We start from the raw sequence: 23,888 nt of genomic DNA on the forward strand, positions 1-23,888 counted from the left end.
CTCCATCATAGCATATGGTGATGGTAGCTCAGTCCGTCTTATTTCATAGCCTTGGCAGGCTTCATGTAGTCTGCAACTACCATGTCCACCACATAAGTGCTGCCATCGTAGAGAGCAGGGGCCATATTCAGGCTGACAGCCATACCGTCGACCATAATTTTTTTCGATCCAATCCATACCTTGATCATTTTGCCCATCGGCTTCATACCATCGTCCATCATCTTGCTGTCATCCATCATCTTGCCATCGTCCATCATCTTGTCGTCGTCCATCATCTTGTCCATGTAAACCAGGGACACGGACCGGTCTTTGCTGTTCCACTCGATGCTATAGCCGTACATCCCGGCCGCCTGTCTTAAGTTCACTAGCTCCATGCCGTTCTTTTTCATCGTTTTCATTCCTGCCGCACCGGCTATTCCGGACACCGCCAGAGAGAGCACCAATACCGCCGTCAGCATTAACCTTTTGCCTGGTTTACCTTTAACCATGTTTATCACACTCCATCGCTTTATTTGATTACATGAACAGCATAAGCAAGAGAGCTTACGATTCTCTAAGCTAAGTATTACGATTGTCTTACGAAGTGAGCAGAGCTTGGATATCCGGGCTGGCGCACTATAACCTTTCACTATAACCAGATTGGAATATAAACAGCAAATTGAGCATCGGGATGATATTAGCTATCCTTTTTACCATAATTTCCAGGGCTATGAGCAGTGTGAGGATGAGGCGATTCAGACTGTAGTCGAGCAAGAGAGCAAGAATGGGCTGTCCATTCTTACGGATGGGGAATATTCCAAATCGATGTGGCATCTGGACTTTGTCTGGGGCTTCCAGGGGATTGAACGCTATATTGCTGTTCATGGATAATTCTTCAGAGATACGGACGGAGCTTCCAAATATGAGACTCGAAAGTACGTTTGCAGTATATCAGGAGAGTCCGATTCAATGTTTGAGACGGAATGAAAAGGGTGGGGTGACGGGCAGTATTACATGGGGGCTGCTCTTCGGGCTGCATTTTGCTTATTTGCAGTGGAAGCGGGATGTGACTTCAGCGATGATTGCGCATGGCGTGGTTGATTTTATTCGGTTCTGATTGTTCGGCGTGGGAATGCACTCTCTTTATCGGGAGGTTTTTTTTAGGCGTTCCCGTTAATTTGTTGTTGTATGTGTTGACTCTGCTTACTCCACACATGTGGAATCGTGTTCAATGTTGGGAGTACATACAGGGAAGAATCATTCCCAGCCAAACGCTCAGTTGGGCAATAAGATCTCAATTATCGTGCCTTGCCACACTTTGGATTTTACCTGGATTTCGCCGCCATGCGCTTCCACGATGGTTTTGGCGATGCTCATCCCGAGCCCGGATCCTTCCGTCGATTCATCGGAATTCGTTCCCCGGTAGTAGCGATTGAACAAATGATGCAGTGTTTCCTCGTCCATCCCTTTGCCATTATCGATTACTCGTATGCATACCTTGTCGTTCATCCTGCCGACATAGACGTTGACAACTACGCCAGGCGGGTTATGCTTCACGGCGTTGGACAGCAAATTGTCCATCAACCGCATCAGCCAGGTTTCATCGGCCTGTATCAGCAAGGGACAATCCTCCCCAACATAGTGAAACTGATACTCAGACATCATGGCGCCGTTGACGTACTTCAGTACGGAGCAGCGCACCAGCTCAACCAAGTCGATCTCCCGAAACTTCATGATCGAATCGCCCTGCTTGAGCTGATGAATCAATGAGAAGTCGGAGATCAGCTCCAGCATATAATCCCCCTTTTCCCGGATCGTCGAGCCCATGATGCGCATCTCCTCTTGGCTCCATTGCTCAGGCAAGCTCTCCAGCATATACCCATAACCTTGAATTGTGGCCAGTGGTGTGCGCAGATCGTGGGAAATCCCTGACATCCACTCCGCTTGCGCCTTTTCCAGCCTCTCGCGTTCCTTCTCGATCTGAGCCAATTGATGAGTCATCTGATAGAAGGATTCAATCACTTCCTTATAGAGCCTGTAGCGGATGCGCATCATGCCGTTGCGGCGGAATACCTTGCGCATGTCCTTGGCGGTCAGTACCTGGTCGTACTGTCCCCGGCCCATACGTTCGAACCAGCCTGCAAACAGAATCAGCGGCTGACCGTAGCGGTAGCCATGCCAGATGGAGATCGGCAGCGCCAAGAGCAGGATCAGAACTGTAATCCGGACGAGTCCACGCGTTGCCTTTTCCATCACAGGATGCTTCAGAGGGGCTCCCGCTGCATGGGGTGTATAGAGAATCCACGTCATTCCGCTCAGCTTGTCCCGATGGGCGACAATATTCGTGTCATAGTTGCTGGGCGATTGCTGGATGGCCAGGATATCCAGCTGTCGATACGCCTTCTGCACGTATGCTCCATCGCCGATGCCTTGTACGATATGGCTCTCGGGGTCGATCACCTGCAGATAGCTGCCGGTTTTGCGCAGCCGCCGGTCCAAGTGGGAAACCGCTTCGCTACGCACGATTCCATGCTGCCCGTAGGCATGAAACCAGGCAACGAGCTGGTCAAGGTCAGGACTAGGATAGCCCAGCATATACAGAAGCGGGTCTTGGAAAGCAAAATTAAGCTGAGTGTGTACGGCATACGTCCCAAACGTCCGTGTCTCTTGGATATCGAGCAGTTGAGCGATGGAGTAGGAGGCCGGCAGCGTATGGTGCGGAGTTGTATTGACGGCGTAGATCACCTCTCCTTCGGCACTGACAACCTGTAGCCACATGCCTTTTTCCTCGATGAGCTTGTCCCACTCAGGGGAGATCTGAACCATCCCGTCCTTGTAATGAGCTTCTTGAGCGATCTGTTGCAGGACGCCAACCGGAAAGTTCCGGCGTATCTCATTACTCGTCATGTTCTGGAAAAACAAGATGCAGGCAACCAGAGTGATAGCCACCATAAGCAGGGCATAAAAAATCAATTGATACGTGAAGTGGAAGGCCATGCGCTGTTGGATCTTCATCGCTCCTGCGGCTCCTTCACCAGCTTGTAGCCAAGCCCGCGTACGGTAAGCAGCAGCTTCGGATTACCGGGGTCGATCTCGATCCGCTCTCGGATGCGCCGGATATGCACCATTACCGTCGAATCATCGCCCTGTCCGTTGATCCCCCAAACCTTGTCGTAGAGCTGTGTTTTGGAAAATACGATGCCGGGAAACTTACAGAAGTGCAGCAGCAGTTGGAACTCCTGCGCGGGGCAAGGAACTGGCTGTCCCTCCACGATTAGTTCGCCCTCCACCTCGTTGACGGTGAAGCGGCCAAACCGATAAATCCCCGGATCGGGCCGTTTCGCCGGACTGGACGCCGGGGTTTCTGGCTCCAGTCGGCGTATGCGTGCCTGAATTCTTGCGGCCACCTCCAGAGGATTGAAGGGCTTCGTGATATAATCGTCCCCGCCCATAGCGAAGCCTCGCAGGACATCGAGATCGGAAGCCTTGGCCGTCAGAAACAAAATATGCGGATTCCCGTATTTGCGGAGCTTGGAGCAGAGCTCCAGGCCGCTGCCGTCGGGGAGCATGATGTCGAGCAGGAGGATATCGGGGGCTTCACGCTTCGCTAAATCGAGAGCTTCCGCACAGGTGGAAGCCGCGTACAGCTGATGAAACCCTTCCCTGCGAAGCACCATTTGCAGCATCGTGACAATCGAAGGCTCGTCGTCGACGATTGCGATTTTAAAATCGGATAGATTTGTCATTGTTTTCACCCATTTCCATAGTAGCATAATCACTTTAACAGAACCTAAACGGCGGGAGTGAAATTAAGCTGATGTTTGTCTATCCGTTTAGGTTCTGTTTCATTGGGGCTGGTAGGATAGGGGTGAGAAAGCTCTTCGAACATACAAAGGATTGGTTTATGAGAAGATCGTCCCTAGTCAACAAAAGTATTACCCTATAGCCAGACCAATTGAGGAGGATAATTTATGATTATAACCACTACATCAACTATTGAAGGCTCCCCGATAAGGCAGTATCTGGGCATTGCCACTGGTGAAGTCATTATAGGAGCCAACGTATTCAGAGACTTTAAGGCTTCGATTACCGACCTCGTAGGGGGGCGTTCGGGCGCTTACGAAGGCAAGCTTCAGGAAGCGAGAGATACGGCATTTGCTGAGATGACTCAGAAAGCTTCAGGGATGGGAGCTAATACGATTGTCGGAGTCGACATTGATTATGAAGTCATTCGCGATGGCATGCTGATGGTTGCCGTAAGCGGGACGGCCGTGATCGTTTAACACCACGATGTTTGCCTCTTGTCTGGATGACACGTTGCTTGCCTTTGAGCAACCACGTATGCTGAAGCGCTTGGTAATCGCGGATCATCGACTCATCTTTGAAGAGCAAGTGAGGGGTTTTCTCGTCCATTAACTTTTTTCAAAGTAGGAAAAGTTACTTCTGTGAAGGCTTGTTGCTTGACTTCATCCACCGCAGCTAGCGTAGGTTGAAGTTCTTTATTCGATGATATGAAAAAAAACCCTTTAGTTCAACTTATATACTAAATAAGTCGTTATCTACGCATAACGATGCAAAGAGGTGTACACCCGTGAAAAAGGTTCAAAAATTGTCTGAAACTGAAAAGGAACTCATGGAGGTAATTAGCTCTTCCACGTCCACTATGCCCCAAGCCCGACCTGGCTGGCCAGAGACCCTAACTGCACTGGGGCTCTATCTGATCGGCATAGTTATGCTCGGTCTTTGGATGACGCAAATCCCTGACGAGCAAGCCATTTTGCGAATTAACATCGGGGGTGCAGGCAATGGTCTTGTTGGCCTCGCCGCCTTGTTCGCAGCCTACGCCCTGCGGGTTCGAAGTCTGCGCGCTTTCGGTTTCCGGGCGATCGAACGGAAATGGCTGCTTGTGGGAGCCGCCCTCGGTGTTGTCGCGTTCGGCGGATGCTTCGTTATAGAGGGGGTATATTTTCACTTCATCACCGAGCTGAACAACCAAGCGGACTTCCAGACGGCAGCGCAAGGTGGCGCGCTCTCACTCTTCGTTCTGCTTATCACTGGCGCTATCCTCACGCCGCTCGGCGAGGAGTTTGTATTCCGGGGCGTTATTGCCAATGCGCTGAACCGTTACGGAGCATGGGCCGGTGTGGTTGGCAGCGCTGCGATCTTCGGCGTCGTTCATGGATTCAACGTCATCCTGTTCGACGCATTCATGGTCGGCATCCTGAATGGTATACTGTTCCGTAAGACGGGTTCCATCTGGCCCGGGGTCGTGGTGCATATCGTGTATAACGGCCTCAATCTTCTCTACTATTCTACGCTATAGATCTAATTTTATGAGACATCGTGGCAGAGACAAACAGCTCGGTCAGCTGCGCGCGACCGGGAAACCAAGCTGTGCAGGCTCCCTTGAGGCGCTTGCGGTGTTCAAAGATAAGCCTGATACAGAAATTGTACTTGGATTGTTGTCTTCTAAGACCAATACGCTTGACGATGAGGCCCGTGTAGTTCAAATGCTTGATGAAGTCTCGAAAATCATTAATAAGGATAGATTATTACTTTCTCGTCAATGCGGGTTTGCGTCCTGTGATGGCGGCAATGAATTAACGGAAGATGAACAGTGGGCGAAAATTAAACAAGGACAACAGATTGCCCAGCAATATGGGGTAATTAATATTTAACTCAGTTAATGAGGGGAGCAGGTCCCCTTCCTTAAGACTGTCGAAGGTAATGTCGGCAGTCTTTTTATATTGGATTATCGGAATCCCGAAGGGATACTGTGTAAAAGGAAGCATGCTCCTATGGAACACAATGTCGCATTAATCCGGCTGCAATGTCGCAAAAGTACATGGAAACGGAGCAGGCAGATCGATTATACTCACTTTACGAATATGATAATGAAAATCATTATCACATAAGAAGGGGGAGTCAGCATGAAGAGAGCAGCAAAGAGGCAGACAACCGGCAGCAGGGTATACGCCGCTCAGAAATCAGGACTATTAATGGTATGGATGCTGGCATTGATACTAGTGCTGACGGCATGCGGCACTGGTGGAGACACTAATGGGGGCACAGCCGCACAGCCGTCTGCTGCAGCTTCAGCGGGGCCGTCGGCGCCACCGGATACAGAGGCTCAGTCGTCGCCGGAGGCGCAGGCTGCTGCAGCTTTTCCGGTAACGATCTCACACCTGAAGGGCGAATATACACTGACGGAGAAGCCAAAGGTGATTGCAGCGCTTGATGTGAAATTCGTCGATCAATTGATAGCGGTTGGGGAGCGCCCGGCGGGCAGCGTTGTGGCTGGGACGAAGGATGAATTTCCGGAATATTTGAACGCCCAATTGGGTGATGTGAAGGTCCTTGGCACACGGGATGAGCCCAATCTTGAGGCTATTGTGGCGCTGAATCCGGACCTTATATTGATGACCGACTTTCAGGAGGAGGTATATGACAGCGTCAGTCAAATTGCGCCTACAGTGGTGCTCGACTTCTACGAGGATTGGCGGGATACGCTGGCTGTCATCGGTGCGATAACAGGTAAGCAGGCGGAGGCAGAGGTGGTGCGTCAGGCTTACGGGGACAAAATCACCGGACTGCGGGAGCAACTGGCGGCGAAGCTGGGCGATGAAACCGTAGCGCTGATTCGTCCGAGACCGGAGGGTATCCGTGTACATGGTCCCGAACACCGGACCGGAAGCATTCTTTATGAGGATTTGGGGTTAAATGCCCCGGCCTTCGTTCAGGAGATTAAAGATGACACCTCCGTTGAAATTTCGATGGAGACAGTCGCTGATGTCGGAGCAGATCATTATTTCCTGCTGTCGGATGATTTGTTCGCCAAAGAGGCAGAGGCTCTGGCAGGCAGCCCGGTCTGGAAATCACTTGATGCCGTCAAGAATAACCGTGCCTATGACGTGAATTCAACGCTCTGGATCGCTTACTATGGCCCCATTGCACTCAATATTATTGTAGATCAGGCCTCGGAAGCACTGCTGGGAACGCATTGAAATGGACAACTATCTGTCTTCGGCCTCCTGGAGGGACATGGCGGAGGAATACCGGCTGCGGCTGGGCGGTCCGCCTAAAGACAGCATCCGCACCCTTGCCCTGAGCCAGTTGCAGGAAGAAGCGGCATGCCGCGAATATGTAAGCTGGCTTAAGGATTATATCGGCGCGCCGGATATGCAGGTTGCGGCTTCTATGCTGGCTAAGCGGATCGGCTATCTGTGGATCGCGCCGTTGCTGGCTGCGATGACCTTTCATAACCGGGAAGTCTCCTTTCCGCTGGATACAAGCTTCCTTTATCATCCGGCTTCCCCGGAGTTTAATGGGGATACGCATTTTCCTTTCCTGGCGGTGAACGGGCTTCGAACAGCATTGCCACCGGAAGACAGGGAAGCGTGGCGGGAGGAGGTCATTATGGAGATTTTTGCGGTACGGCTTCCCCCGCTGCTGCAGACGCTTGCCGCCATAGGACCCGTCCCGATGGCGGTGCTTTGGGAGAATATTATGGTGCGCATTGCCCCGCTATATTCTCCTGGAACAGACGAATCCGGGCAAGACAGGCAGCGGACGCAAGCCGATTTCGCTTTTCTGACCCGGACGGCTCCCGGAGAGTTGTTTGGGTCAAGGCGCAATCCGTTTACCCGGTTCACAGAGCATAATGACGAGACGACGGTTGCGAAGAACAAGCGCAGCACCTGCTGCTTCTATTACCGGATGTCAGGGGAGTATTGCAGGAAATGCCCGAAAATTGACAATGAGAATGAATCTCAATTAAAATGACAACAGGTCGTCCGTTAGCAAAAGGATGCTATTGTCAGGAGATGAGAGAAATGCCGCTGCAGGAGCAGGCAAGTTTATGGAGTGATACGGCGATCAAGACGCTTGACGTACGCAGCGGTACTTTGCCGCCCGGCGGTGTTCTGAGCGAAGCAGGATTGTCAGCCAATCTGTTGTTGCTGGCAGGCGGCGGGGAAGGGAGGCTTGTGATGAATGGCGAGGTTCGCCATATCCAGGCCTCTTTTGTCTGCCACGCTGTTAAGGGGTCGGCATTTACGATGACTGCCGGACCGGAGAACATTCATTATACCGTTATTCTCTACAAGGCTGTTCCAATGGCGGGAGCCGCCCGTGTACTGTTCCCGCAGCAGAGCCACCCGCTGCGCACTTCGTTTGTTCATCATCCCGCGCATCCGGTGGAGCTGCACCAGACGGCAGACAAGCTCGCAGCCAAATGGAGCCGGGGAGAAGGGCTGGAACGGTTCCATGCCAATGCGCTGCTGCAAGGAATGCTGTACGAGCTTATTATGGAGCATGAACGCGGTCAGGGCGGCGGGGAGCCGGATATGGTGGAGGTTGTTGCTGCCTATATAGCGGGGCATTACCGTCAGGAGCTGGAGCTTAAAGAGCTGGCTGCGCTTGCCGGATGCGGTGCAAGACAGCTGCAGCGGCGGTTCAAGCAGGAGAAGCTGCTCGGCCCGATGGAATATGTGATCCGGCTGCGGATGGAGAGCGCAGAGCGGATGCTGCGTCATACGGATGCTCCTATCGGCGAAATCGCTGAAAGAACAGGCTACCGCGACATGTATTACTTCAGCAGGGCGTTCAAGAAATATTATGGAGTCCCCCCGCAGCTCTACAGGCGGACTGCCGCTTCAGAGCCCCGTGCTGGCGCTGCTTATTCCGGGCTGCCGGACCCGGTGATCAGTCATATGCGGGGCGATTATAACGTCACTGCTTCTCCGCAGCGAATCGCTGTACTCGATGTTCAATATGCTGACCATTTGCTTGCCCTTGGGCTGTCACCCGCAGGAAGTGTAGGATTGGGCGGTGCAGTGTTGAAATTCCCCCAATATATCCGGGAAAGGCTTAAGGCAACGGAAATGCTCGGAACCTATGAGTACCCGGACCTGCAGGCTGTGGAACGGCTGCAGCCGGATTTGATTATCTGTACCGAGGTGCATGATCCGCATTATGAACGCTTAAGCCGGATTGCTCCCACTATCATGTTTCGGCGCAATAAGAGCTGGCAGACGATTCTGAGCCTGCTCGGTGAACTGACGGGCAAGCGGGCCGAGGCGGAACGTATTATTGCCGATTACCTTCGCCGCACGGCATTGCTCTCAGAAGAGCTTGCCCCGGTGCTGGCAGGCAAGAGCGTGGCTCTGATCCGCCCGCGGGAGTCACTGGTCCGCGTACATACGGCTTCGCACCGCACAGGCGCTGTGCTGTACCGCGACCTGGGTCTGCCTGCTCCGCTATTCGTCGCAGATACCTCCGACACGGCGTATCATATTTCCGTCGACAGGCTGCCGGCAGTGCATGCCAGCCACTACTTTTGGCTAAGCAACGAGCTGCTGCAGGATAACCTGGCTGTGACCGAGCAGAACGCCCGGGGCTTGCTGGATGCAGATGAACGGCAGCATATATACCCGGTGGATGCCGCTACATGGATCGGCTGCTATGGGCCGACAGGCATCAATTGCATTGTGGATCAGGTAGCCCGCGCCTTGCTGGCCTGAGTAGTGCCAATCCCAATAGATTCTATTAGATTTAGCCGGTTGTTGCATCCCTAACACCTGTCATTGGCAGGTGTTTTTTTGAGCTTCTTATATGCGAACGTTTGTGCTACAATACCTTTTGTGAATATATGGAAGGGGCTGCGTGAGTCTATGACAAAGAGGCAATGGGTCATGAAATTTGTGCGGATGCACAAATGGGTTTTTCTATGCGGGTTCATGATCACAACATTGATGACGATGGTCAACCTGATTTATCCGTTCCTGGGCGGGAAGATGATCAATATCGCTTTTTATGATAAGGACATGAGCGCCTTCTTGGATCTATGTCTGGTCTATGCCGGCATACTCTTGTTCAATCAGTTTGTTGTTGCAACGTTAAACAATCTTATTTCGTCGCAGATGATGACCGGGTTTGTCTTCGATATCCGGCGGGCTCTGTTCAACAAGATATTACATAAAAAAGGCAAAGACCTCTCCGGGATGTACAGCGGGGATATGATCAGCCGGATGAACCACGACGCTACGGATATAATGAATCTCGTCTTCTGGAGCGGACTGTGGGGATACTCCAACCTGCTGCATATCCTATTCGCTGTCTGTTTTATGTTTTACTACAATATACTGCTGGGCGCTTTTACGGTTGTTCTGGTTCCCGCCGTGTTTTTTGCCTCGAAATATTTCAAGACCAGAGCGCAACAGGTAAACGAGGAGCTTCGGGCGGAACAGGGAAAGCTATCCTCGTATTTATTCGAAATTGTGAAGAATCTGCAGGACGTCAAAATCCTTAGCGCAGGTAAAAAAGTAACAAGCACTTATCTAAGGAAAACGGCTGCCATTCATAAAATGAATGTGGAAAACGGAAAAATCGGAGTGACCACAGAAAGGGTGAATGCATTCATCACGCTTGCCGCACAATTGCTCATATTTATTATCTGCGCCTATTTCATTGTTAAAGGCCAAATGCAGCTCGGTGTGTTTGTAGCCGCGATAAGCTATTTCAATATGGCCGTGAATTACTTCAGCTCCATTAACGGCAAAATTACCGATGTCTGGGGGCAGAGGGTCTCCCTGCAGCGTGTCGTGGATATTCTGAATGAGGATGAAGAGGATTACCGGGAAAACCAGCCTCCGCAGCCCATAAAAGAGGGCCTGATTGAATTTAATAATGTCACCTTCGGATACAGCCAAGACAGACAGGTTCTGAACGGGTTCAATCTCCGCGTCGATGCAGGCAGCACGATCGGCATTGTCGGTAGGAGCGGTGCGGGTAAAACAACGATGGGCAACCTGCTCTACAATCTGTATCAAGTGGACAGCGGCGAGCTTCTGATCGACGGTGTAAATGTTAATGACTATAACCTGCATAGCTTGCGGAGCCAGGTGGGGATTGTCCATCAGGAGACTATTCTGTACGATCAGACCTTGCGTTACAATCTTTCATTTACAAATCTTAAGGATAATGATGAAGCCCTGATAGAAGCGATCAAGAAGGCTGCTCTGTATGATGTGGTCATGACCTTCCCGGACGGACTGGATACTCTGCTGGGGACGGGAGGGCAGGAATTATCCGGCGGGCAGAAGCAGCGTCTGGCAATCGCCAGGATTTTAGTCAAGAATCCGAAGATTCTGATCTTCGACGAAGCTACATCCTTCCTCGACAGCCGGAACGAAGCGCTGATCCGGAAAGTAATGCGTGAGCTCTCGCAGGACCGGACGCTGATCATCATCGCCCACCGGTTCTCCACCATCCAGAGCTGTGATAGAATCGCGGTGTTAGCAGACGGTGTTGTCAAAGGCTACGATACTCACGACGTACTGATTACTAGCAATCCAACATACATAGACTTATTCAGCGAACAGTATGCAGGAGGTGAAGCTGTATGAAACGATGGGACACCTATAAGGCCTTAACCCGGGAAATAGACGGTATCCGACAACCGCTCCTTGCGCTGGGGATGTTCAAGATATGGAGCTTAGTATTCGGGCTGATCCCCCTGTTCTTGTACTCGTTATTGGTTAACCGCGTTTTGGTAGATAAGCAGTTGAATGAGCTTTGGCTAATCATCAGCGGGTATCTGGCGGTTTTCCTGCTTACTACAACCGGGATTGCCGTCAGTAAGCGGTTTTCTAACCAGTTAATGCTGAAGTATGATCTGAGAATCAAGAATAAACTGCTCAAAAAGCTTATCAGCCTCGATAACGATGACTATAGCCAATATAGCATTGGCGATGTTAAGAGCCGGATTGAGAACGATTCGGCAATTGCCGGGAAATTTTTCGAGACGCATATCTTAGATTTTATCTACGCTGTTGTTTATGCTGTGGCGTTAGCGGTAATTCTACTATGCTATGACTGGCGGATTGCGCTCATCAGTTTTATTTTTGTTCCGGTTTCTTTGGTAACGGTTAATTTTCTGGGAGGGAAAGCGAAGCTTACCGGAGAAGAGCTCTGGAAACTGCAGATTCAGTATGAATCCTTTTTACACTCCAACTTTCAAAACTGGAAGGATATCAAAACCAATAATCTTGAAGACACCCAATCGGCTGAGCTAAACGGACATTACAAGAAGATCAGGCATGTGTGGTTTCTTAACCAGCTCTATATGCATCTGGGGATTACCTATTCGTTCTTCACCAAGAATTTCATTACCCAGCTGTTCATCTATTTTATCGGCGGATTATTTGTCATCAAAGGCTACTCGGAGGTTGGTGTGCTGCTTGTGTTTATCAGCTTTTACGGGCAGTTTTTCGGATACATCGAGAACATTAGTAATTCCATAATGAACTTCAAGAATGACTCGGTGAGTATCGGTAAAGTGATCGGGCTTCTAAATATAGAAGCAGCTAAGAAGCCTTATAAGAAGATTGAAGGAACAGATATCAATGTTGACCAGCTGAAATTCACCTATGAGGGGAACGATTCATTTGCGCTTGACGGTATATCATTCTCTGTGGGTAAGGGGGAGCATCTGGCGATTGTTGGACAAAGCGGCAGCGGCAAATCCACCATCGCCAAGCTGTTGACAGGGCAGATGGAACCGCAAGGGGGAACGGTAAGCATTGGCGGCACAGATATCTCTTCGGTGAACAGTGAGAGTGTGTCCGACAAAGTGAGTATTGTTGTGCAGGAACCCGTTCTGTTCAATATGTCGATTAGAGACAACCTGCTGCTGGCCAAGGCCGGGGCAACCGACGCGGAATTGATAGAGTGCTGCCGCAGGGCGAGTATATATGATTTCATTGACACCTTGCCGGATCAATTGGATACGATCATTGGAGAAAAGGGTGTGAAGCTCTCCGGAGGCCAGAGACAGCGGTTATCGATTGCCCGTGCTTTTCTGCAGGACAGGGACATCATTATTTTCGATGAAAGCACAAGTGCGCTGGACAGCGAGAATGAGAGTGACATCATTAGCGAACTCAAGAGCCTGTCATCGGGGAAAACCATGATCTCCATTGCTCACCGTCTATCTTCCATTCTGGACTGCGACAAGGTAATGGTTCTGCAAGCGGGCAGGGTCGCAGCCTTCGATACCCATGAGAACCTGTTTAACCGGAACGAAGCCTATAATTTGCTGTTCCAGAATCAGTATAGGGCAGGTTGATATAAGGAGACCCGGATGCGTTCAGCGCCCGGGTTTTTGTATTTTATCTGTATCCTTCAGCATCCGCCGGTTTACCGGCATCTACGACCTCGACCATGTAACGCCAGCAATCCGGCTGGGAGCCGTCCATATCTGTGTACCCGTAGACTTGTGCCAGCTCTCCACTTGAGAGTGACCGTCCGTTCCATCTGGATAATTCGGGGTCTTGAGCAAGAGCAGCGACGGCCCGGCCTACATAACGTGGGGATTCCGAGATGATGAAGTGAGGCTCATTGGCAGCAGCATCCCGCCAGTTATCTTCTTGTATCCCATAGTGTTCGAGCATCATCTCCGAACGAAGCCAGCCTGGTGTGAGTGCTACCGCTGTACAGCCATAAGGCTTAAGCTCCTGGGCAAGAGCCCAGGCCATACGGGTCACGGAGGTTTTGGCCTGATCATAGAACATTGACACCCGGTAATTCTGATTGTTGTATTCAGCAATTCCGTCCGTCATCTCTACAATTAACCCATTCTTATTCTTAATCAGAAGAGGGAGCGCGTAATGGCTTGTAATGAGATGGGTATCTATCGCGAGCCGTAACATCCGCAGCCCCTTCTCAAGGGAATGCTCCCACAACGGAACATTCCATTCGATGATCTTTTCGGCGCCCCAGATATCATTCACAAGAATGTCGAGCCGGCCTTGCTCCTCTTCAATGCGATTGACCAATTTCTCTACCTGGACAGGGTCCAGATGATCGACCTGAACCGGGATTCCGTGACCGCCAGCCCGGGTGACAAGCTCAGCCGTTTCTTCTATGGTTTCAGGACGGTCATATTCGGAACGTTGGGCTAGCGTCGATCTTCCTGTCACATATACCGTTGCGCCAGCTGCCCCTAGCTCGGTAGCGATCCCCCGGCCAGCTCCCCTGGTAGCTCCGGCTACTAAAGCGATTTTCCCTTGTAAACTCCTCATTCCGTGGTTACCTCCTTTGTTGAATACAGCTTCATTATAGAGTATGGGAATGACATCTATTGTCATATATAGTTTAGTTTTCGCGGTTTAAGTTTGATTTAAGTGTTATGGCTTATGCTTGGAATAAGTCAGGTAGCGTTAATGCTTATTGAACGATAAACAGCCTATAGATGACTACTAACTATACGAGGAGTGTTAATCCATGAAAATTATAAAGCTGAACAGCATAAGTGTCATTGCTCTAGCCGCAGTACTTACCGTATCTGCCGCAGGATGCTCTAATGCACAAGAAGGCAGCGGGGTTGCTGCTGCAACCACTCCATCTGTAGCTCAGACCGTGTCACCAAGCGCAACATCCGCAGCAGAAGAAGGTACTGTTGTTGAAACACCGGAAGCAGCCGCTCTAGACACCGCGGAATTATTCAGTGACCGGGACTTGGAGCAGTCGGCGGATCTTACCGCTGCAACACCAATGAATCTGGAAAGCAATCAGGATGTGACACTGAGTGAGGAAGGCGTGTATGTTTTGAGTGGTGATGTGGACAATGTGACGGTAACGGTTGAGGCTGCCGACGATGCCAAAATTCAAATCGTTCTTGACGGTGTGAGTATAACCAATGAAGATGCACCTGCCATTTATGTGAAAGCTGCGGATAAGGTATTCGTTACCTCCACGGACAGTGAGAACTATATGGAGGTATCCGGAAGCTATGTAGCGGATGGGGAGACCAATCTGGATGCGGTTATTTTCTCAAGAGCAGATCTGACCCTGAATGGAACCGGAACCTTAGATATTGTATCGGGTCAAGGAAATGGGATCTCTTCCAAGGATGATCTCAAAATTACCGGAGGCGTGTATACCATAGAATCCTCTGCGGATGCATTAGAAGCGAATGATGCGATTATGATCCATGATGGAACGATCACGATTGATACACAGAAGGATGGATTGCATAGCGAGAACGAAGAGGATACTACCCTTGGTAATATTTATATTGAAGGCGGCACCTTAACAATCACTGCTGCTGACGATGCCATTACCGGCAATAACCTGGTGCAAATCGATGGCGGAATCATCAACATTAAGAGTGCAGTAGAAGGTATTGAGGCAAATAATATTATTGTAAATGAGGGTCAGCTTACGTTGTATGCGACTGATGACGGTATAAATGCTACACCCAAAGTTAGTTCCGGCGCATCAATTGTGGTCAATGGCGGTACGATTGATGTAAGTATGGCTAGCGGGGATACGGATGCCTTTGATTCAAATGGTGATATTTATATTAATGGCGGGACCATTAATGTAGAAGCGACTTCCGCTTTTGATGCGGATGGTACAGCTGAATTAAATGGCGGCACTGTCACAGTTAATGGCGAACAAATCACTGAAATCACGGAATCACGCGGAGGCGGGTTCGGCGGTGGAGGTGGCCGGGGGGGCGCAGGCGGCGGTAGAGGGACGGGGCAATAATTAAGCAAAGGAAAGGAGCAGGCAGGATGGGCTCGCTTGACCGCTATCTGGGAATGATTGAGCGGCAGGGGCAGAGAAAACAGCAATCAGAGCGAACCGGAACCGTAGATTCCTGTGGCGTGTGTACACAACTGAACAGAACCGGCAATAAAAACCCTTCTGGCGAAGGGTTTTTATATCGTTTATACTGATTAAACCAATTTATTTCATAGGAGCTGTGCCCAGAACATGATAAAGAAAGAAGCCGCACATATACGTAAGCAATTTAAGATGGACCACGATCAGCTGCATCTGTTCGATATTCTGAACGTGTATATTATGAAGGAAACCAATGAGATCTACCATTGTGAACGTCAGCCGTTCGCCATGCTGGACCGCGAAAAGCAGGAGCTGTATATGGCGAATTTCCGGAAGCTGCTGACCGGGGAGCTGGATCATAAACTGTTCGAGCTGAAGTTCCTTGAAGAAGCGGAGGAGCCGTCGCAGGTCATGCTTCATCAGGGGCTGGTGACGGGAGATCCGGAAGAATGGCAGGACCTGATGCTGATGCTGGTAGATAAAATGCTGGTGGACGTCAAGTATGAGAAGGATGCGGTAATCACGTTTGTCCGCGGACAATACTTCCGGCCGACCAAGGCCCGGAATGATGAAGCCGAAGAAACCGGCAAGGATGAGATGTTCTCACATCCGTTCATCCTATGCAGTGTGAACTCCACGGAGCAGCAGCGCAAAACCCTCCTGTTCGATTACGTGGAGCGGGAATTCAAATACAATGTGATGGTTGATCCGATCATCAAGCTTAGCACGCCGGAGCAAGGTTTCTTCTACCCGAGTGTAACGGACAACTATTCGGATATTAATCGTATCCTGTATTGTACAGGGAGCTCGAATAATCCGAACCCTCATTTCATCGAACAGGTGCTGAATGCGGAGCGGTCCGTGACAGCCATGGAAGAGAGATCCATCTTTGAGGATATCGTAAAGGAAATAACGGGCGAACAACTCGATGTGGCGACCATTGCGCAGGTATATGAAAGTATTCATCAGGTCATCGAGGACCATGAGGATGAGGAAGAGCCGCCGAAGCTCGATTACCGGGATGTAGAGCGTGTGCTGAAGGCAAGCGGTGTAGAGGAAGTGACGATGGAGAAGGTAGAGCGCGCGTTCGAAACCATCGTCGACGATAAGAATTATGAGATGAAAGCAAACAGCGTGATCCCGAAATTCACGTCCAAATCGATCAAGATCGATACAAAGGTAGCTTCGATTACGGTCAGCCCGCAGGATCTGAAGTATGTGAGACAGGTGAATTATCAGGGGAAACGCTGTATCCTGATTGAGATTGATGAGGATGCTGTAATTGAAGGGTTTACACTGATGTCGGAGAATCTATCCTGACCTGTGCAGATAGATGTATATTGAACAAGGGCTATCCCGGCGTCTCCTTACGAGAGCGGGAAGCCCTTTTATTTGTGTAGGGTTGGTGCGAGTGCGCACGGGCCGAATGTATGCGAAAAACCGAACCCAATGTGCTAACGCTAAAGCTTCAGCCCGTATTTCTCCCAAACCGCTGCATACTTCTTCTCCAAGATCGCCCAGCGCTTCTCGGCGCCGTATTTCGCTTGGAGCTGCTTCAGGTATTGCTCCGCAGTCTCTGTATCCCCTGTATCCAGCAGGAACCCCAAGGTCTCCTCACTTAAATGCAGTGCTGTCCGCTGCATATAGTATTCAATAATGGCCCTGGCATCGGTTAAGGTGTACAAGAATTGAAGACCCTGATCCAAATGGAGCAGCAGGTCTGCCGTGAACTTGTCCACATCTACCTCCGGCGTCAGGAAGTAGCGTTCCGGGGCGGCGGGGACGATGTTCCTGATCCGGACATAGAAGTGAGGCAAGCCCAGAGACGAAGCAGGCCTATATTGTGCAAGCTCTTCGGAATGAAGACTGTAATTCACATAGAAGCTGAGTTGCTTGTGTGTATTGTACTTGTATTTCTGGATATTGATTTTATAGCTGAGTTGGCCTTCTGTTTTGTAGAAATTCAGATCTTTTGTACGATAGCCCTGTGCGGAGAAAAAAGGTTTCACGTCTTGCTTGATGATCGTCTTAAACAGCTCTTGCAAAGGAAGCCCTCCCCATCCATAGTTAATTATGATGACCTTCTGATTGATCACATGCCAGGCACCATTCTACTATAGCAATAAATACTTGCAGATGCCAAAAAGAGGAACCAGAAGTAAATGCGGAATCCAATGATAGGGTTACCCCGGAATAGATATAGACATAGGGCCTAGGCATGGATGCTTGGGTCTTTTTGTTATAAAGCAATAATAAAAGTCATGTGAATCAGGCTAATTACTACGATTGTTTGTCGAAAATTAAACTTATTCATACGAAATGTCGATAAAGTAGACTAAGAGTTTTTGTTGTGCGCTCATACGGAAACGTTATCAATTTATAAAAGATACTCATTCGACAAGGAGGAACGAAATGTTGAAAAAGATAGGCAAGGTAGGCAAAATAGGACTGGCTCTGGTGCTGGTCATTGGGCTGCTGCCCCTGATGTCACTCCGCGCATACGCGGCGATGCCTTCATTCACGGAAACAAAGGACTTTGTTATCGAGCCTCCGGCAACATACAATGCGGGCAAAAATATTTCCACTGCCCAAGGTCTTCAGGACGGAAGTACGGCAGTGTTGCTGAATTCATTTGTCTATGAAGGTAATGTTTTTGTTTCATCTAATTTTTTGAGGGTTTTTGATAGTGCAGGAATGCTGATCACGGATGTGGATCTGAGCAGTTTAATGGACACTTATTACAAAATGACTTATGTGAGTATGCTTGCGCTAAATAACGGTAATCTATTAATTACTTACAATAAAAGCGACTCTAATGACCATAATCTGCAATTGGGGACAGTGAAGGAGAGCACTCCTAACACCTATTTCATGGTACTTAACAAAGAGGGGCACAAAGTAACCGCCCAGACTCAGATTAATACATTTAGTGATGGAAGTCTTCCGCCGCAGCTTACACGTAATGTATCGATAGCAGAATTGTCCGATGGTAACATCGCCTTCTCCTGGCAAAGAAACGACAATAAGAGCACAGTTACCCGTGTGTTCACCGCTGCGGGTTCGCCTGTTACAAGTGAAACACTTCTGGTAGATGCTAATGCGAGCATGTCTTATGTATCCGCCGGAGATGGTGTATATATGGTTGCTTACAATTCGGGGCCCTCGAACGATAATATTTATCTGAAGCTATTCAGCAACAGCGGAACACTCTTAAGAACAATTGATGTAGGAGCAAGAACGAATGAGAGACAGCTGTATCTGTCTACGCTAAATAACGGGAATTTCATGCTCAGCCAATATTACTGGGTTAATGATAGCTCTACGGTCTCCTTATATGATAACGAGGGGAATAGCCAAGGCAGATTTACGATAAGCGGTTCCCTGGGGGAAGCTTCGGCTGCAATCTATAAGAACGGTGCACTGCCGGGTTTTGTAACAGTAAGCACTGATCCCACCTCTAATGAAGCCATCAACGATGCATACAACTACGGTACAGAGTGGTCAGGAACTCAGTATGCTTACCTGAACTACTATGATTATGAAGGCAACCTGGTCTTAACCTCAGATCAGCCTGTAGATTCCGCTCCGGTGGTATTTCAGGGATATGATGAAGACAGCTGGATGTTCGCTGTAGAATATTATCCGAAATTCGCTTTGTATCCCGCCTTCGGCGATAAGGTTGTTCTCATCAAAACAGATAATACGGATGCGAGTCACTATAGAATAAAGGGGAAGCTGTTTGATACAGAGACTTCAACTCCGGTTGTGCTGCTGTCAGCGGCAGCTGACGGCGTAGCCGGAACAACAACATCGACGAAAATTGATCTGACCTTCGATACTGCGATTGCCGGGCTGACGGCAGGCGATATTACAATTACAGATGGCGCTGGTTCTGCTGTAAAAGGAGCTTTGAGCGGGTCAGGGACAGAATGGAGCATCGGTCTTACTTCGGTGATAACTGAAGGTGACGTATCGGTAGCGGTAAATTCGCCAAGCGGGTACAAGATCAGCGGTTCGCCGATGACGGTAGCTGTATCGCTGTTCACGGCATTGCCGGAAGCAACCCCGGCAGCAGAAATTGACTATGCGGCTGAGCAGCTGACGGGACTGGCGACAAGCGGGTCGTACACGATAAACGGTACACTGGCAGTAACGGCGACAGCAGATGGTAAGCTGGCTATAGATAGTAGCTGGCTGGGCACGTCACTGAACATTGTGAAGAAAGGTAACGGTTCGACGACTTTAGACAGTGCGGTGCAGACGTTGAGTATTCCTAGTCGTCCGGCAGCACCTACTGGTGTGGTGGCGACGGATGAGACAGCAATAGGTGCTGAAAATGGCACATTGACTGGCGTAACCACGGCGATGGAGTACAAAAGAGATATCGCGGGGACGTGGCTTGGTATAACGGGCGCAAGCGTGACAGGGCTTTCGCCGGATACGTATTACGTCCGGACGAAGGCGACTTCGATGGCGTTTGCCTCAGAAGTACAGAGTGTAACGGTTGTGGCGTTTGTGCCAACATCGGAAGCAATTCCGGCCGCAGAGATTGACTATGCGGCTGAGCAGCTGACGGGACTGACGGCAAGCGGTTCGTACACGATAAACGGTACGCAGGTGGTAACGGCGACAGCAGATGGTAAGCTGGCTATAGATAGTAGCTGGCTGGGCACGTCACTGAACATTGTGAAGAAAGGTAACAGTTCTACGACTTTAGACAGTGCGGCGCAGACGGTGAGTATTCCTAGTCGTCCAGCAGCACCTACTGGTGTGGCGGCGACGGATGAGACAGCAATAGGTGCTGAAAATGGCACATTGACTGGCGTAACCACGGCGATGGAGTACAAAAGAGATATCGCGGGGACGTGGCTTGGTATAACGGGCGTAACCGTGACAGGACTTGCACCGGACACGTATTACGTACGGACGAAGGCGACATCGACAGCATTTGTGTCGGAAGCACAAAGCGTGACAGTGAATGTTTTTGTGCCAACATCGGAATCGACCCCGGCAGCAGAAATTGACTATGCGGCTGAGCAGCTGACGGGACTGGCGGCAAGCGGTTCGTATACGATAAACGGTACGCTGGCAGTAACGGCGACAGCAGATGGTAAACTGGCTATAGATAGCAGCTGGCTGGGCACGTCACTGAGCATTGTGAAGAAAGGCAACGGTTCGACGACTATAGATAGTGCGGCGCAGACGTTGAGTATTCCTAGTCGTCCGGCAGCACCTACTGGTGTGGCGGCGACGGATGAGACAGCAATAGGTGCTGAAAATGGCACATTGACTGGCATAACCACGGCGATGGAGTACAAAAGAGATATCGCGGGGACGTGGCTTGGTATAACGGGCGTAACCGTGACAGGACTTGCACCGGACACGTATTACGTACGGACGAAGGCGACATCGACAGCATTTGTGTCGGAAGCACAAAGCGTGACAGTGAATGTTTTTGTGCCAACATCGGAGGCGACCCCGGCCGGAGAGATTGACTATGCGGCAGAGCAGCTGACGGGTCTGACGGCAAACGGCGCGTATACGATAAACGGTACGCTGGCAGTAACGGCGACAGCAGATGGTAAGCTGGCTATAGATAGCAGCTGGCTGGGCACGTCACTGAGTATTGTGAAGAAAGGTAACAGTTCTACGACTATAGACAGTGCGGCGCAGACGGTGAGTATTCCTAGTCGTCCAGCAGCACCTACTGGTGTGGCGGCGACGGATGAGACAGCAATAGATGCCGAAGATGGCACATTGACTGGCGTAACCACAGCGATGGAGTACAAAAAGGGGACAGCAGGTGAGTGGACCGATGTAGCGGGCACAACTGTAACAGCGCTTGTGCCGGACACGTATTACGTCCGGACGAAAGCTACAGCATCGGCATTCACTTCGGCTTCTGTGCAACTGACAGTATTGTCGTTCACGGCAACGCCGGAAGCGACTCCGGCAGCGGACATTGACTATGCGGCTGAGCAGCTGACAGGTCTGACACCGGACGCGTCATACACAGTGAACGGTACACCAGTAACAGCGGCAGCGGATGGTAAGCTGGCTATAGATAGCAGCTGGCTGGGAACGTCACTGAACATTGTGAAGAAGGGTAACGGTTCGACGACTATAGACAGTGCGTCGCAGACTGTGAGTCTTCCAGCCCGTCCGGCAGCTCCGGTTGGTGTTACTGTTACAGATGTGACGTACAACGGGGCGAATGACGGTACCCTGCAGAATCTGACAGTACAAATGGAGTACAAGATTGGCAGTACAGGTCTTTGGTCAGAAGTTACAGACACAATCATTACTGGCCTTGCACCGGACACGTATTATGTACGGGAGAAGGCCACGTCAACAGCATTCGCTTCTAATATTGCTCAGGTTACCGTTCATGATTCGGATGCAGTCATCCCGGCTGCACCTGAAGTGGCAGCGGATGACCAGAACAATACGATTGTTGGTCTGGACACCAGCATGGAATTCTCAGTGGACGATGGAACTTTCGTACGCTACGACGGAACCAACCTGCCGGACTTGAGCGGTGAACACACCGTTAAGGTGAGGGTTGCGGCCAGCGGATCGGTTCCGGCAGGGCCGGCAACTACACTGGCCTTTACAACTAATGAGCTTATCCCTGCGGGGGGCTTGTCGGTGAGCGCCAGCGATCCAAGTGGTGCAGGGAATAACGGATATACGCAGATCAGTGTTACACCGGAGCCAACTGCAGGACATAAGCTGCTGTACAAGAATTTTGGCACTGGCAGCGTTGTTGCACCTAATGCGGGGGAAACCCTGACGGGATACACCCTTGTAGGAATCGATGGTCTAATTCCTGCAGCTAACGGCGATAGGATTGGAATAGCAGAAGTGGATGCTGACGGCAAGGTAGTGAAGTACGGCAGCGCAACAGCGGTTGTTGTGGCGGCTAATACCGTAACACCAGATCCCGATCCCGTCAGTCCGGGAACCGGAAGCAATCCGGGCAGCGGAACCAGTACCGGTAACGCGGCAAGCAATGTTACCGATGTGATCGTCCTTGTTAACGGCAAGGAAGAGAACGCGGGCAAAGCCACAACAACGACCTCCGGAAACTTGAAGATAACTACTTTCGCTGTTGATCCGGCGAAGCTTCAAGCGAAGCTGGATGCGGAAGGGAATGGCGCTGTAGTTACAATTCCGATGATGCTGGATTCCAATATCATCATCGCGGAGTTGAACGGCCAGATGATCAAGAACATGGAGAATGTATCGGCTACCCTGGTGCTTCAGACAACCAAAGGGACTTATACTTTGCCGGCCTCCGAGATCAACATCGGTGCGTTGGCCGAGAGACTCGGAAACGGGATTAAGCTGGAGGACATTACGCTGAGGATTACGATTGGCGAAACCCCGGCATCCATGAACCAGGTAGTGACAGCTGCTGCAGGCAGAGGGGGCTTTACCCTTGTTGCACCGCCAATAGATTTCACCGTTACCGCAACTTACGGTACATTGACAGTGGAAGTGAGCCGGTTCAATGCTTACGTGGAGCGGACAGTAGCTCTTCCGGATGGTATTGACCCTAACCGGATTACGACGGGCATCGTCGTAGATCCGGATGGTACAGTGCGCCATGTGCCGACCAGACTCGTCCGGAATGACGGCAGATATTACGCAGATATCAAGAGCTTGACGAACAGCTCGTATGCGGTGGTCTGGCATCCGCTGACTTTTGCAGATGTGGACAATCACTGGGCGAAGAACGCAGTGAACGATATGGGATCGCGTCTGGTCATTAACGGTGTGAACGAAACGACCTTCAACCCGAACGCAGACATCACCCGTGCAGAGTTCGCAGCGATTATCGTACGCGGCCTGGGATTGAAGCCTGGGGAAGGAACATCGGCGTTTGCAGATGTTGCAGCGGATAGCTGGTATGCAGCAGCGGTGGAAACAGCATCCGAATACGGGCTGATCACCGGCTTCGAGGACGGAACCTTCCGTCCCGAAGCCCGAATCACACGTGAACAGGCCATGAACATTATCGCCAAAGCGATGAAGCTGACAGGCCTGGCAGACCAGACTGGCACAGTGGATACAGCAAGTGTACTTGCAGCCTTTACAGATGCAGGCAGCATAGCTGCCTGGGCCGGGGATAGCCTGGCGCTTGCTGCTAAGGCTGGCTTAATCACCGGCCGTGGAGACAGCAAGCTGGAGGCAAAGGCTAATGTTACCCGCGCGGAAGTGGCAGTACTGATTCAGCGGCTACTGCAGAAGTCGGATTTGATTGATTAATTAAGTTA

Annotated in this window: 16 protein-coding genes and 3 pseudogenes; 13 read left to right on the plus strand and 6 right to left on the minus strand. The window is 50.5% G+C overall.

Translation table 11 applies throughout. The features are described 5' to 3' along the window. Nucleotides 1–38 precede the first annotated feature (38 nt). The gene (locus NSU01_RS03955) at nt 39–488 is read right to left on the minus strand and encodes a stalk domain-containing protein (protein ID WP_076248926.1); all 450 of its coding nucleotides are present in this window, start codon (nt 486–488) and stop codon (nt 39–41) included. Nucleotides 489–630: 142 nt separating this feature from the next. Here NSU01_RS03955 and NSU01_RS03960 point away from each other — a divergent pair. Beyond that, nucleotides 631–867, plus strand: a pseudogene (locus tag NSU01_RS03960) (5-methyltetrahydropteroyltriglutamate--homocysteine methyltransferase); the annotation flags it as partial. Nucleotides 868–901: 34 nt separating this feature from the next. Continuing rightward, nucleotides 902–1,096: a hypothetical protein gene (locus NSU01_RS03965; RefSeq protein WP_042133529.1), complete on the plus strand. Its 195-nt coding sequence runs from the start codon at nt 902–904 to the stop codon at nt 1,094–1,096. A gap of 158 nt (nt 1,097–1,254) precedes the next feature. Here the strand turns inward: NSU01_RS03965 and NSU01_RS03970 are convergent, their stop codons facing one another. Beyond that, on the minus strand, nt 1,255–2,886 hold the full coding sequence (locus NSU01_RS03970) for a HAMP domain-containing sensor histidine kinase (protein WP_256704077.1): 1,632 nt from the start codon (nt 2,884–2,886) through the stop codon (nt 1,255–1,257). Nucleotides 2,887–2,990: 104 nt separating this feature from the next. Next, the gene (locus NSU01_RS03975; RefSeq protein ID WP_076248918.1) at nt 2,991–3,725 is read right to left on the minus strand and encodes a response regulator transcription factor; all 735 of its coding nucleotides are present in this window, start codon (nt 3,723–3,725) and stop codon (nt 2,991–2,993) included. A gap of 225 nt (nt 3,726–3,950) precedes the next feature. Here NSU01_RS03975 and NSU01_RS03980 point away from each other — a divergent pair, with 225 nt between their 5' ends. Then, nucleotides 3,951–4,262 (plus strand): YbjQ family protein, encoded by a 312-nt coding sequence (locus NSU01_RS03980; protein ID WP_038585821.1) that lies wholly within the window; start codon nt 3,951–3,953, stop codon nt 4,260–4,262. On the opposite strand, the pseudogene NSU01_RS03985 reads toward NSU01_RS03980, so the two are convergent. After that, a pseudogene (locus NSU01_RS03985) lies at nt 4,258–4,465 on the minus strand (IS630 family transposase); the annotation flags it as partial. The gene NSU01_RS03980 and the pseudogene NSU01_RS03985 overlap by 5 nt on opposite strands. Nucleotides 4,466–4,756: 291 nt before the next feature. Between NSU01_RS03985 and NSU01_RS03990 the strand changes: the two are divergent. The 7 genes and pseudogenes from NSU01_RS03990 to NSU01_RS04020 all read left to right on the plus strand — a co-directional run bounded on the left by NSU01_RS03990 (nt 4,757) and on the right by NSU01_RS04020 (nt 13,105). Further along, nucleotides 4,757–5,302: a CPBP family intramembrane glutamic endopeptidase gene (locus NSU01_RS03990; protein ID WP_256704076.1), complete on the plus strand. Its 546-nt coding sequence runs from the start codon at nt 4,757–4,759 to the stop codon at nt 5,300–5,302. A 73-nt stretch (nt 5,303–5,375) separates the two neighbouring features. Then, nucleotides 5,376–5,657 (plus strand): annotated as a pseudogene (locus tag NSU01_RS03995) (5-methyltetrahydropteroyltriglutamate--homocysteine methyltransferase); the annotation flags it as partial. 252 nt (nt 5,658–5,909) lie between these two features. Beyond that, nucleotides 5,910–6,983, plus strand: coding sequence for an iron-siderophore ABC transporter substrate-binding protein (locus NSU01_RS04000; protein ID WP_076248916.1), 1,074 nt, complete (start codon nt 5,910–5,912; stop codon nt 6,981–6,983). A 1-nt stretch (nt 6,984) separates the two neighbouring features. Then, nucleotides 6,985–7,761: a (2Fe-2S)-binding protein gene (locus tag NSU01_RS04005; RefSeq protein ID WP_076248914.1), complete on the plus strand. Its 777-nt coding sequence runs from the start codon at nt 6,985–6,987 to the stop codon at nt 7,759–7,761. Nucleotides 7,762–7,811: 50 nt separating this feature from the next. Beyond that, nucleotides 7,812–9,500: a helix-turn-helix domain-containing protein gene (locus tag NSU01_RS04010; protein WP_076248911.1), complete on the plus strand. Its 1,689-nt coding sequence runs from the start codon at nt 7,812–7,814 to the stop codon at nt 9,498–9,500. Nucleotides 9,501–9,671: 171 nt separating this feature from the next. Next, entirely contained in the window at nt 9,672–11,384 is a 1,713-nt protein-coding gene (locus NSU01_RS04015) for an ABC transporter ATP-binding protein (RefSeq protein ID WP_076248909.1), read from the plus strand. Continuing rightward, entirely contained in the window at nt 11,381–13,105 is a 1,725-nt protein-coding gene (locus tag NSU01_RS04020; RefSeq protein WP_076248907.1) for an ABC transporter ATP-binding protein, read from the plus strand. Before NSU01_RS04015 ends, NSU01_RS04020 begins: the two co-directional genes overlap by 4 nt. Before the next feature lie 43 nt (nt 13,106–13,148). Here the strand turns inward: NSU01_RS04020 and NSU01_RS04025 are convergent, their stop codons facing one another. Continuing rightward, a complete protein-coding gene (locus tag NSU01_RS04025) occupies nt 13,149–14,060 on the minus strand; it encodes an SDR family oxidoreductase (RefSeq protein ID WP_076248905.1) in 912 nt (303 codons plus the stop codon). Between the two features lie 202 nt (nt 14,061–14,262). Here NSU01_RS04025 and NSU01_RS04030 point away from each other — a divergent pair, with 202 nt between their 5' ends. Continuing rightward, nucleotides 14,263–15,531: a carbohydrate-binding domain-containing protein gene (locus NSU01_RS04030; RefSeq protein WP_076248904.1), complete on the plus strand. Its 1,269-nt coding sequence runs from the start codon at nt 14,263–14,265 to the stop codon at nt 15,529–15,531. A 228-nt stretch (nt 15,532–15,759) separates the two neighbouring features. Next, nucleotides 15,760–16,929: a DUF4317 domain-containing protein gene (locus NSU01_RS04035; protein WP_076248902.1), complete on the plus strand. Its 1,170-nt coding sequence runs from the start codon at nt 15,760–15,762 to the stop codon at nt 16,927–16,929. Nucleotides 16,930–17,069: 140 nt separating this feature from the next. On the opposite strand, the gene NSU01_RS04040 is transcribed toward NSU01_RS04035, so the two are convergent. Then, nucleotides 17,070–17,654 (minus strand): DUF4304 domain-containing protein, encoded by a 585-nt coding sequence (locus NSU01_RS04040; protein ID WP_076248900.1) that lies wholly within the window; start codon nt 17,652–17,654, stop codon nt 17,070–17,072. A gap of 367 nt (nt 17,655–18,021) precedes the next feature. Between NSU01_RS04040 and NSU01_RS04045 the strand changes: the two genes are divergently transcribed. Then, the gene (locus NSU01_RS04045) at nt 18,022–23,880 is read left to right on the plus strand and encodes an S-layer homology domain-containing protein (protein WP_339302581.1); all 5,859 of its coding nucleotides are present in this window, start codon (nt 18,022–18,024) and stop codon (nt 23,878–23,880) included. Nucleotides 23,881–23,888: the final 8 nt, after the last annotated feature.

Origin of the sequence: Paenibacillus sp. FSL H8-0259, from assembly GCF_037963255.1 — a bacterium.
GTDB lineage: Bacteria > Bacillota > Bacilli > Paenibacillales > Paenibacillaceae > Paenibacillus_AQ > Paenibacillus_AQ phytohabitans.